Annotated in this window: 9 protein-coding genes; 7 read left to right on the plus strand and 2 right to left on the minus strand. The window is 69.0% G+C overall.

Annotation, left to right across the window (positions count from 1 at the left end):
• The 3 genes from AB8808_RS00480 (at position 1) to lanKC (ending at position 4,507) form a co-directional block, all read left to right on the plus strand.
• Positions 1-1,398: a sensor histidine kinase gene (locus AB8808_RS00480; RefSeq protein ID WP_369925794.1), complete on the plus strand. Its 1,398-nt coding sequence runs from the start codon at positions 1-3 to the stop codon at positions 1,396-1,398.
• Between the two features lie 159 nt (positions 1,399-1,557).
• A complete protein-coding gene (locus AB8808_RS00485) occupies positions 1,558-1,689 on the plus strand; it encodes a hypothetical protein (RefSeq protein ID WP_369925796.1) in 132 nt (43 codons plus the stop codon).
• A 127-nt stretch (positions 1,690-1,816) separates the two neighbouring features.
• On the plus strand, positions 1,817-4,507 hold the full coding sequence (lanKC, locus tag AB8808_RS00490) for a class III lanthionine synthetase LanKC (protein WP_369925798.1): 2,691 nt from the start codon (positions 1,817-1,819) through the stop codon (positions 4,505-4,507).
• Here the strand turns inward: lanKC and AB8808_RS00495 are convergent.
• Both AB8808_RS00495 and AB8808_RS00500 read right to left on the minus strand, forming a co-directional pair.
• Positions 4,504-6,807 (minus strand): TonB-dependent receptor, encoded by a 2,304-nt coding sequence (locus AB8808_RS00495; RefSeq protein WP_369925800.1) that lies wholly within the window; start codon positions 6,805-6,807, stop codon positions 4,504-4,506. The two genes, lanKC and AB8808_RS00495, sit on opposite strands and share 4 nt — an antisense overlap.
• Before the next feature lie 54 nt (positions 6,808-6,861).
• Positions 6,862-7,227 (minus strand): DUF2946 domain-containing protein, encoded by a 366-nt coding sequence (locus AB8808_RS00500; RefSeq protein WP_369925802.1) that lies wholly within the window; start codon positions 7,225-7,227, stop codon positions 6,862-6,864.
• A gap of 182 nt (positions 7,228-7,409) precedes the next feature.
• On the opposite strand from AB8808_RS00500, the gene glgX reads away from it, so the two are divergent.
• From glgX to AB8808_RS00520, 4 genes are all read left to right on the plus strand, one after another.
• A complete protein-coding gene (glgX, locus tag AB8808_RS00505) occupies positions 7,410-9,512 on the plus strand; it encodes a glycogen debranching protein GlgX (protein WP_369931304.1) in 2,103 nt (700 codons plus the stop codon).
• A 123-nt stretch (positions 9,513-9,635) separates the two neighbouring features.
• Complete coding sequence (gene modA / locus AB8808_RS00510) at positions 9,636-10,382, plus strand: molybdate ABC transporter substrate-binding protein (protein WP_369925804.1); 747 nt, start codon at positions 9,636-9,638, stop codon at positions 10,380-10,382.
• Positions 10,383-10,388: 6 nt separating this feature from the next.
• Complete coding sequence (modB, locus tag AB8808_RS00515) at positions 10,389-11,063, plus strand: molybdate ABC transporter permease subunit (RefSeq protein WP_369925806.1); 675 nt, start codon at positions 10,389-10,391, stop codon at positions 11,061-11,063.
• Positions 11,060-11,791 carry an ABC transporter ATP-binding protein gene (locus AB8808_RS00520; RefSeq protein ID WP_369925808.1) on the plus strand — a complete coding sequence of 244 codons (732 nt, stop codon included), beginning with the start codon at positions 11,060-11,062 and terminating at the stop codon, positions 11,789-11,791. Before modB ends, AB8808_RS00520 begins: the two co-directional genes overlap by 4 nt.

The raw sequence follows: 11,791 nt of genomic DNA on the forward strand, positions 1-11,791 counted from the left end.
ATGCCTACCGACGCGTCCAGGCGACCCTTCATCCGCGGCACCGCGCACCTGCGGCTCGTGGCGCCGTGGTGTGCGGCCGCCCTGGCGCCCCTGACCGCGGCGGGCGCGCTGCTGACCGGCATCGGCCTTCCCCTGGCCTGGCGCGTGGTGCTCTTCACCGTGTGCCTGGTCACCAGTCTTGTCCTGCTCGCCGTGATCGCATGGCACATGATCCACGCATGGCGCACGCTGGAGGCGCTGCTCGGTGCGCTGCGCGCAGGCGACTACAGTGTCCGCGCGCGATTGCCTTCCGTGCACCATCCGCTGCGCGGTCTGGTCCACGACATCAACATGCTCGCAGATACCTTGCGTGAAGGCCGGCGCAAGCGCACCGAAAGCCTGCGTTTCCTCGGCAAGACGCTTACCTCGCTGCAGGATCCGGTGTTCGTGGTGGACCGCGACGGCTGCCTGGTGATGATCAATCCCGCGGCACGATGCCTGATCGGCGCGGCTAACGACAGCGTCATCGGGCGCGACATCGCCTCGCTGGGCCTCGGCCCGGTGATGGCGGCGGCGGAGAACACGATCCTGACGTGGGATTTCGCCACGCGTGGTGGCCGCTGGATCGTGCAGCGCGCCGTCTGGTACAGCGAAGGCCACGAGAACACGATGGTGATGATGCACGATGTCAGCGTCGCGCTGGGCGAGGAGGAGCGCGATGCCTGGCAGCGCCTGATCCGCGTGCTCAGCCACGAGCTGAACAACTCGCTCGCGCCCATCGGGTCGCTGGCGGGCAGCCTCTCCGCGCTGCTGGAAGACGAGGGCGGCAAGGCAGTGGAAGGCGAACTGCGCGAGGGCCTGGAAGTGATCGGCCGTCGATCCGAATCGCTGGCACGTTTCCTGTCGGGCTACGGGCGCCTGGCGCGCCTGCCGCCGTTGTGCCCGCGGCCCTTCCGCCTCGACCAGGCCCTGCGGCGCCTTGCCTTGCTGGAGCATCGCATGGACATCGCCGTCGTCGGTACGGCCGTCGTCACGGTGGTGGGCGACGAGGACCAGCTCGACCAGGCCTTCATCAACCTGCTGCGCAACGCTGTGGAGTCGGCGATGCCCCTGGCGGGCGCCGTGCGTGTGGATTGGGCGCTGGCCGGCACGCATGTGCGTATCACCATCGAGGACGAGGGAGCGGGCCTGCCCGGACGCACCTCGCTGTTCGTGCCGTTCTTCACCACCAAGCCCACCGGCTCAGGCATCGGGCTTACGCTTACCCGGCTCATCGTGGACGCACACGCGGGCAGCGTCGACCTGCGCGACCGCGAGGGCGACCGGGGTGCGCTGGCGATCATCCACCTGCCCCTGGGCGACCCGAAAAACGATGTCCGGATACGGACGGACCCGTCCGCTTCCGGACAGGCGTCATGACCGGAATCGCACGGAAACCGTCGATGACTGGCCCATCGTGCGGATTTCCGCGCGTCTGACGCGTTTCTACGTTGTGGCGGCTACTTCGCCCTCCTAGATTGCCGTTGCGCCGCCCCTTTCGCAGGGCAAGGCGCGCTTCCATCGGCCAGGAGAGATGACATGGATCACGTACTCAGATTGCAGATGCTCGACGCCGAACCCGGCGTCGCCGGCGAAGCCGACACCCCTACCAGTTCATGCAGCTGGGGCGCGTGCTCCTTCGCCAACGCCGACGGTTTCGACGGTCACTAGTTTTCCCGTTCGCGCCGTGGCGCGTCCGGGAGGGGGCGCTACGGCCGGGTGGGGACGAAGGCACGCACGGCGGCGTCCGGGTCGTCGCGCGTGCCGGGTTTTCTTCCGTGCAGCATCAAGGACGGACATGCCGGCCGAACGTCGTACCGAACTGCTCTACTACACCGCTGTGGATCGGGATTTCTTCGAGATCCACGGAAACCGCGCGATCGACGAGGGCGATTTCGTCGAGCCGGTACGTCGCACCCTGCCGCCCGACTGGCGCATGCATCGCTCCGGCGTGTGGATGCACTGCCTGCCTCCGGACGCGCCGTTGCCGATGCAGGGCTGGAAGATCCACGTGTCCTCGGTGGTGTCCACGGCCGGGATCGTGCTGTCGATCACCGCCGCGACACTGGTGGCCATGGGCGTGGCGTTCAAGTTCGCGGTGGATGCGCGCATGCATGCGTCGATGAACGGCAAGCGGTGGCCACGCGGCGCGTCGGGAAAGTTCATCACCGTCTATCCGAAGAATCCGAAGGCCTTCCGCGAGGTACTGGATGAATTGCAGGCGGTCCTCGCCGGCTTCGTCGGCCCCTACATCCTCAGCGACCGTCGCTGCCCGGGATCGAGCGTCGTGCATTACCGTTTCGGCGGCATTCGCGGCGAGCACGCGGTGTCGGCAGGCGGTCAGCGCGAATATTTCCTCCGTGGCCCACACGGCGAGCGGGAGCCGGATGTCCGCGCCGCCTACATGAACCTGCCCGAGTGGGTGCGCGACCCGTTTCCGCCCGACGTTCCAGCGACCGAGGCATCGACGTTGCGCCTGCATGCCGGCCGCTACGAGGTGCGCAGTGCACTGGCGTTTTCTTCGGCAGGCGGCATCTACCTCGCCGTGGATCGCGACGCGGGCCGCCGTGTGGTGATCAAGGAGGCGCGTCCGCACGTCGGCGGCGCGCAGCCGTCGACCTCCCTGCTGCAGAAGGAATACCGGCTGCTGCGACAGCTGGCGTCGTCTGGCATCACCCCCGCGCCCGTGGCGTACTTCCTGGAATGGGAGCACCACTACCTGGTCGAGGAATACATCGAGGGCCAGACCCTTCGGCGCTGGCTGGCCGCACGCTACCCGTGGCTGAAGACGCGCGCCACGCGAGCCGATGTCGCCCGTTTCCTGCGCGAGGTGTGCGATGTGTTCGCGCGCGTCGCGCAGGCGCTGGAAACGATCCACGAGGCACGCGTCACGCTGGGCGACTTCTCGTTCCACAACATCATGGTCGAGGAAGACGGCCGCGTGCGCATCATCGACCTGGAAGCCGCGGTGGAAGACGGCCTGGACCGTCCGTCAGGCTTGTGCACGCCGGGCTTCGCCTCGCGCTCGCCGCAACGCGACGGTCATGCCAACGCCTGCGCCGAGGATCGTTACGCGTTCGGCGCGAACCTCTTCGCGGCACTGATGCCGGTCAACGCGATGTTGCCGCTGGACCCGCAGGCGGCCCTGCGCTTCGCCCGGTGGCTCTGCGGCGGCATGGGTTATCCGGATGCCATGGTCGACGCCGTCGCCCTGTTGCTGGACGGCGAACCGGCCCGGCGTCCCTCCCCCGTGGTGGTGATGCAGGGCCTGCACACGACGCTGGCCGACCTGCCGGTCGACGACCTTTCGGTGTCGCACCTGCGCGGTGCGGTGGTGCCGGTGGACAACGCGGCGGGCGAGCTGTTCCGTTACATCGGCGAGCGCGCGGCGCATGCGCGACCGGATCGCTACGTACCGGCCGATCCGCAGGTCTTCGAGCGGCACCCCTGGGGTGTGGCCTACGGTGCGGCCGGCATCCTGCATGCCTACCAGCGCAGTGGCCGTCCCGCACCGACCGGCCTGCTCGATTACCTCGTGGCTGGCGCGCGCAGTGGCGAAGACCGCGGCAGCGACCTGATGCACGGCGATGCGGGCATCGCCTGGACCCTGCTCGACGCGGGTGAGAGCGAACTGGCCGTGCGGCTGCTACGCGCGTCATCGGTGGACGGCCCCATCCGCGAACGATCCGGCCTGCACGACGGCTTGGCCGGCTGGGGCCTGGCACGTATCGCCGCGTGGCGCCACACGCGCGACACGTCGTTCCTGGCGGATGCCGTCGCCGCCGGCGAAGCGCTGCTGGTCTCCGGACCGGCCGTGGCCGGCAAGCGCGGTTGGCATGCCGACGATACGTATCGACCCGTGGGCCTCGGCCAGGGTGCGACCGGTGTCGCCCTGTTCCTCCTTCACCTGTCGCTGGCCACGGGCAAGGGCCGTTACCTGGACGCCGGGCGCGAAGCGCTCGCCTTCGACCTCGACCACCATGGTGTCAACGCCGACGGCGAACGCACCTGGCGACGGGAGGTGGACGGCGTGGCGTTGCTGCCCTACCTGCGGCACGGCACCGCCGGCGTGCTGGCCGTCGTGGCGCGGTTCCTCGTCGTGACGGGCGAGGACACCTATCGCGACATCCTGTTGGCCAGTGAGCCCGATCTCATGCGTGGCCACGCCATCTCGCCCGGCGTGGCCGACGGGCTGGCGGGCATCGGCGAAACCCTGCTGGATCTGGCCCGGGCCTTGCCCGACCGGGCCGCGCATTACCTCGGCCAGGCGCATCGCATCGCCGCCGGCATCGAGCCGTTCCTGGTCCGGCGACCCGGGGGGCTCGTCATCCCGGGCACCGAACTGCTGCGCTTCAGTTGCGACCTGGCCACGGGCAACGCGGGCGTGGCCGCTTTCTTCGATCGCCTGTGGCGCGGCGGACCGGCCTCGTTCATGCTCGACGACCACCTGCCGGTCAGGACGGCGCGCGGGGAACCGGTGCTCGCCTAGAGACGAAACTTCGCCTCCATCAGGTAGGTCCGCGACGGGTAGGGGTAATACACGTAGTAGCGGCGATCGGTGAGGTTGTCGACGCCCACGCCGAGGTTCACGTGGTCGCTGGCCTGCCATTGCAGCTTGGCGTCGAAGGTCAGGAATTCGCTGGCGCCGCCGAAGGTGTCGGGGCGGATGTCGCTGTGGTCCAGCGTGTTGTACTGGCGCCCGGAGTACCGCCCGGCCAGCGTCAGCGCCACCGCTTCGGACGCATGCCAGGTGGCCACCAGGTTGGCGCGCCAGCGGGGTATCCGATAGAACTGCTTGCCTTCCGAGGCCGGGTTGCGCCGGTTGCGCACGGTGGTGGCCTGCGTATAGGCCGCGTTGGCCGTCAGGTCCAGCGTGTTCCACACCACGCCGCGTCCGTCGTAGCTGGCCTCGGCGCCGCGCGTACGCACGAGGTCGACGTTCTGCACGTTGGTGACATTGGGAAACACCGTGGTGTCGGTCTGGCTGAACAGCGCGTTGCGGGTGTCGCTCCGGTACAGCGTGAAGCGGGCCACACCGTGCGCCTGGTACCACTCGGCCGACAGCTCACGGGAGAGGTCGTTTTCCGGCTTGAGGTTCGGATCGTTGTTGGTGAACGCGATGCCGTTGAAGCTGCCCTGGAACAGTTCGTTGACCGTGGGGAAGCGGTAGGCCCGGGCACCGGACAGGCGCAGCAGCAGGCTGTCACTGGCCGCATAGGAAAGCGACAGCTTGGGCGAGGTATGCGACTCGTCGCGTTCCGGGTAGGTCACGGCCGCCGCCGCGGTCGCGCGCTGCCCGCCGAAGGCCCGCCACTGTTCGTGGCGAGCACCGCCGGTGAGGCGCCAGCGCTCGTCCAGCTGCCAGGCATCCTGCACGTACACCGCCTGCGTCTGCGTGCTGCCGCCGTTGCCGGCCGTCCGCGTGCCGGCGTCGCCACGCCGCCAGGCCGACAACAGGGAGCTGGCGTTGTCCAGCCGATAGCCGTCGAAGTGATAGCCGAAGCTCACCGTATGCGTGTTGTCGGCCAGGCCGTCCGGCGTGTGGCTGGCGCGCAGGTCCAGCGTGCGCCAGCGGCTGCCGTCGCCCGCGGTAAGCAACCCGCTGCCGTCGTAGGTCACGGCATCGGCCACGCGGTCGCGGTTGCGGTCCATGTCGAAGTACGACGCGTTGCCCTCGATGTTCCAGCCGCTGTCGCGATGCGTGCCCAGCGAGGCGCCATACAGATAGTTGCGGCTTTGCCGCGTGCTCGGCGCGAAGAAATTCGCCGGCAGCGTGTACTGCCGGCCGTCGATGCTCACCGGCCCCGACCACACCGGCTGGCCGGCGCCGTCGCGCAGGAACGTGGCCGTGCGGTGGGACAGGTCCTGGTTCCAGTAACCGGCGGTGATGCCGCCGGTCAGGTCGGGCGTGAAGTCGTAGGTGAGGCGCAGGTGGGCCTCGTCCTGGCGGGTCGCTTCCTGGCCCTCGCTGTTGATGCCGAGCACCTCGCGCGGCAGGCCGTTGGTGCCGGTGTCGGCGATGGCGCCCGTCACGGGCTGGGCGGTGCCGGCGCGGCTCGACCCGTTCTGCGTGGCATAGACCAGCGGCTGGCCGTTGGACTGCAGGTGCGCCACGCCGATGAGGAAGGCGAAGCGACCCGAACGGTCGCCCAGGGTGGCGCTCTGCCGGCTGCCGCCGTAGTTGCGGTCCACACCGTAGGTATCGACATGCTGGGTGAAGGCCTGCACCTCGCCGGTGACCTCGAGCCGCTCGGGCATGCGCGTGGTCATCAGCACCGTGGCACCGATGGCGTTGCCGGGATACAGCGCGGAATAGGCGCCGTAGATCACCTCGACGCGCGCCAGGTTTTCGGGAAACGCCATGGACCAGCGCGGGGGATTGCCCCAGCTGTTGCCGAGCAGATTGGACAGGAGCAGGCCGTCGAGGTAGACCAGCCCGCGCGCGCTCTGCTGGTTGCTGGTGCCGCGCACCGAGAAGGTGGCGTTCTCGTCGCCGATGAACCGCTTGCGGATACCGAACGACGGCAGGTACTTCAGCGCGTCCTCGGTATTGACCACGTTGAGGCGATCCAGCTTCGCCGCATCCAGGGTCTCTACGGCCGAAGGCATGTCGGGGTCGACCCGCGAGCCGTGGCTGGCCGCGGAAACGCGCACTTCGCGCAAAGTGGTCGTCTGCGGCGCGTCGGGCGTGGCGGGTGTATCGGCCGCGTGGGCCGACCACGCGGTGGCGCCGAGGGCGCAGGCAACGGCACGCGCGATGGCGCGCCTGGGGAAGGAAATCAGGGGCATGGGAAGGTCCGTGGGTCGGTGGCGTGCGTTCGTGCGTCGCGTCGAAGGGGGCGATCAGGCGAACACGGCGACCGGTGGACCTCGCGGCGGGGCATGCAGGCAAGGCGGGGATGCGGCACCGTGTCGCCGGGGCACGGCGGCAACGATGCGCACGGCGACGTGCGCCACCGGCCCGACGAAGAAGCTGCCGCCCAGTGCCGGGGTCTGCGCGAACAGGGTGCAGTAGCCACAGGCGGCATCGGCGTCGCGATGGTCGCCGCCGCCGTCGTGCGCGGCGGGCGTGCCCTCGCACCAGGCGCCCAGGTCGGGAAAGGTGAAGGCCGGCAGCGTGCGCGAGATCGTGGGCGCGAGCACGGCGAACCAGACGGCGACGATCGCCATCCAGCCCAGCCAACGCATGCCACCCTGCCATCGACGCACTACGGTGCTCCCTTCGATTCAACCCTGGATAAGGGTCCAGGGATGATGTCACGCCCGGACGCGAAAATACCGCGGCACGTTGTCGCTGTGCCTGCCACGACAGGCAATTCCGGACGGGTTTGTCCTCACGTTTTCCTGTCGCGGCCTCGGTCATGGTGCGCTCCCCCACCGAGGACGCCGACATGCCCGATCTCCGCTACGACTCCGCCTCGCCCGTCCGCGAGGGTTCACCGTTTCCGCGCGGAGCGACCTGGGATGGCAACGGCACCAACTTCGCCCTGTTCACCGCCCACGGCACCCGCGTGGAAGTGTGTTTCTACGACGAGGCCGGTAAGGAGACGGGCCGGATCGACCTGCCCGAGTACACCGACGAGGTGTGGCACGGTTACGTCCCCGGGGTCGGCCCGGGCCAGCTGTACGGCTACCGCGTGCACGGACCGTACGAGCCGCAGCACGGTCACCGCTTCAACCCCAACAAGCTGCTGCTCGATCCGTACGCGAAGCACATCGTCGGCGAGCTGACCTGGGCCGACGAACTGTACGGCTACACGGTGGGCCACCCGGACGGCGACCTCAGCTTCGACGAGCGCGATAGCGCCCCGTTCATGCCCAAGGCCATGGTGGTGGACACCTCGTACAAGTGGATCGAGCACGGCAAGCCGTCGGTGCCCTGGAACCGCACGGTGATCCAGGAGACCCATGTCCGCGGCTACACCATGGGCCACCCGGCCGTGCCGGAGAAGCTGCGCGGCACGTTCGCCGGCCTGGCCACGCCCGAGGTGATCGACTACGTGCGCGACCTGGGCGTCACTTCGATCGAGCTGCTGCCCGTGCACGCGTACCTCGACGACCAGCACCTGCTCGAACAGGGCCTGCGCAACTACTGGGGTTACAACACCATCGGCTTCTTCGCGCTGAAGACCCGCTACATGTCCAGCGGCGACCCGCGCGAGTTCAAGGATATGGTGGCGGCGTACCACCGTGCCGGGCTGGAGGTGATCCTGGATGTGGTCTACAACCACACCGCCGAAGGCAACGAGATGGGGCCGACCTTGTCGTTCAAGGGCATCGACAACGCCAGCTACTATCGCCTCGCCGAAGACAAGCGTTACTACATCAACGACACCGGCACCGGTAACACGGTGAATCTCAGCCATGCGCGCGTGCTGCAGATGGTGACCGATTCGCTGCGCTACTGGACGACGGAGATGAACGTCGACGGCTTCCGTTTCGACCTGGCCACCATCCTCGGTCGCGAGCCCTACGGCTTCGACGAGAACGGCGGCTTCCTCGATGCCTGCACGCAGGACCCGGTGCTCAACCAGACCAAGATGATCGCCGAGCCGTGGGATTGCGGCCCCGGTGGCTACCAGGTGGGCGAGTTCCCGCCGGGCTGGGTGGAGTGGAACGACAAGTTTCGCGACACGGTGCGTGCGTTCTGGATCGGCGAGGAAGGCAAGCTGGCGGAATTCGCCCGCCGCTTCACCGGCTCCGCCGACCTGTTCGACAAGCGTGGCCGCCGCCCGTACGCGTCGCTCAACTTCATCACGGCCCACGACGGCTTCACGCTGCGCGACCTGCTCAGCTACAACGGCAAGCACAACGACGCCAACGGCGAAGACAACCGCGACGGCTCGGACAACAACCACTCGTTCAACCACGGTGCCGAGGGTGCCACGGACGACGAAGGCATCCGCGCCATGCGCCAGCGGCAGTCGCGCAACCTGCTGGCCACGCTGCTGCTCGCGCAGGGCACGCCGATGCTGCTGTCCGGCGACGAACGCGGTAACACGCAGGACGGCAACAACAACGTCTACGGACAGGACAACGAACTCAGCTGGATCGACTGGGAAAACGACCCCTCCGACGGCGGGCTGGCGCAGTCGGTGCGTGAGTTGCTGGCCTTGCGCGAGCGTTACCCCATCCTGCGCCGTGGCCGCTTCCTCAACGGCCGCTACGACGAGGAATCGGGTATCCGCGACATCGTCTGGCTCAATCCCGGTGGCGGCGAAATGCAGCCGGAGCACTGGAACGATCCGCGGGCCCGGTCCATCGGCGTGCTGCTGGACGGCCGCAGCCAGGCCTCCGGCGTGCGCGAGCATGCCGCGGACCAGACCGTGCTGATTCTTATCAACGCCTTCGACGGTGGCGTGGAATTCGCCCTGCCGGAGGGGACGTGGAGCGTCGCCTTCTCCAGCGACGAGGATCTCGTCGTGGACACGGTGGCGCAGGACGGCAAGATGATCGCGCCGCCGCGCAGCTTCGTGGTACTCGCCGCGGCATAAGGATGACGGCGGCCGGCTCCCGCGAGGGTGCCGGCCGCATGGCCGGTCCGGGCGGCTCTTCTTCCGTTGACCGGGCGCTATAAGCCTTCCTATATTGCGAAGCCCCCTTCGCACGGACACTTCATGCCCCTCCGGTCGCTTCTCGCGCTGTGCCTCCTCGCGGGCCCTGGCCTGGCATCCGCCGACGACCTGACGGTATCGGCCGCCTCCAGCCTCACCGACGCGTTCCGCAAGGTGGGCGCCGCCTATGAATCCGCGCACCCCGGTACCCACGTGGTGCTCAACTTCGCCGCCTCCGACGTGCTGCTCCGGCAGATCGCCAACGGTGCGCCGGCGGACATCTTCGCCTCGGCGGATCAGACGGCCATGGACAAGGCCGTGGCCGCCGGCGCGATCGACACCGCCACGCGGCGCGACTTCGCCAGCAACCGCCTGGTGCTGATCGTGCCGAAGGACGCCAGCGTGCGCGTCGGTTCCACGGCCGACCTGCGCCAGCCCGCCGTCAAGCGCGTGGCCTATGGCGATCCGGCGTCGGTGCCGGTGGGTCGTTACACCCAGGCGGCGCTGCAGCAGCAGGGCCTGTGGGACGCGGTATCGGCCAAGGGCGTGCTGGCGCAGAACGTGCGGCAAAGCCTCGATTACGTTGCGCGGGGCGAAGTGGACGCGGGCTTCGTCTTCGCCACCGACGCCACCGTCATGAAGGATCGGGTGAAGGTCGTTGCCACCGTGCCCACGCCACAGCCCATCCGCTATCCCATCGCCGTCGTCGCGCACACGGCGCATGGCGCCGAAGCGGCATCGTTCTCGGCCTTCGTGCAGTCCGCCGAGGGCCGGCGCATCCTGGCCTCGTTCGGCTTCCAGGCGCCCTGAGGCGCTGTGGGAGCGATCTGGATTCCCCTGGCCTTATCGCTCAAGGTGGCGCTGTGGGCCACCGCGATCAACCTCGTGCTCGGTGTCGCGGTGGCCTTCGGCCTGTCGCGCTGGCGTTCACCGGCACGCGATGTCGTCGACGCGGTGCTGACCCTGCCGCTGGTGTTGCCGCCCACGGTGCTCGGCTATTACCTGCTGGTGCTCCTGGGTCGCCGCGGCCCCCTGGGCGCGTGGCTGCACGAGCGGGGTATCGACCTGGTTTTCACCTGGCAGGGCGCCGTGATCGCCGCGACGCTGGTCGCCTTCCCGCTGGTGCACAAGGCCGCCCGCGCCGCCTTCGAGGCGGTCGATCCGCCACTGGAGAGCGCCGCCCGTGTACTCGGCCTGCGCGAGGCCGCCGTGTTCTTCCGCGTCTCGTTGCCATTGGCGGCACGTGGCATCACCGCCGGCGTGCTGCTGGCTTTCGCCCGCGCGCTGGGTGAGTTCGGGGCGACGCTGATGATCGCGGGCAACCTGCCCGGGCGCACGCAGACGCTTTCCGTGGCGATCTATACCGCCGTGCAGGCCGGCGACGATCGCTCTGCGGCGCTCATGGTGGCGGTGACCTCCGTGACCTGCGTGGCCGTGCTGTTGCTGGCCGGCCGGCTCGCCCCCGACCCCGCGCGGCGGTGGCGTCCGTGACGGTCGATATCGCGCTGCGCACGACGCTGTGTGCCGACGAGCGTCGCTTCACGCTGGATGTGGTGCTGCGCTCGGATCATCGCCGCATCGTGCTGTTCGGTCCTTCCGGGGCGGGCAAGAGCCTGACGCTGCGCGCCATGGCCGGGTTGCTGGTGCCGGAGGCTGGTCATGTGCGTGTCGACGACCGCACGCTGTTCGACGCCGGCACCGGGGTGAACCTGCCGGCCCGCCGCCGCGGCCTGTCCTACGTTTTCCAGGACTACGCCTTGTTCCCGCACCTGACCGTGGCGCAGAACATCGGTTTCGGGCTGCGTGGCGGCTGGCTCAATCCCTCCCGCCGTCGCCGGGATGCGCGCGTGGAGCGCTGGCTGGCCGCCTTCGAGCTGGCGGGCGTGGCCGACAGTTACCCGGCGCGCATTTCGGGTGGCCAGCGCCAGCGTGTGGCCCTGGCCCGCGCGCTGGCGACCGAACCGAAGGGCCTGCTGCTGGACGAGCCGTTCGCCGCGCTGGATCCCGCGCTGCGGGGCCGCATGCGCGACGAACTGCTGGCCGTGCAGGCCCGGCTGGACCTGCAACTGGTGGTCATCACCCACGACCCCGCCGATGTGGCGGCGCTGGACGGTGATACCTTCGAACTGCGCGAGGGCCGGGTGGTCGGTCGGTCACGCCCATCCTCGTTGTCGTGGGATCATGCCGCCTTTCCCGGGCAGCGTCCCATGGCAGAGTAA

Source organism: Xanthomonas sp. NCPPB 2632 (assembly GCF_041228075.2).
GTDB lineage: Bacteria > Pseudomonadota > Gammaproteobacteria > Xanthomonadales > Rhodanobacteraceae > Luteibacter.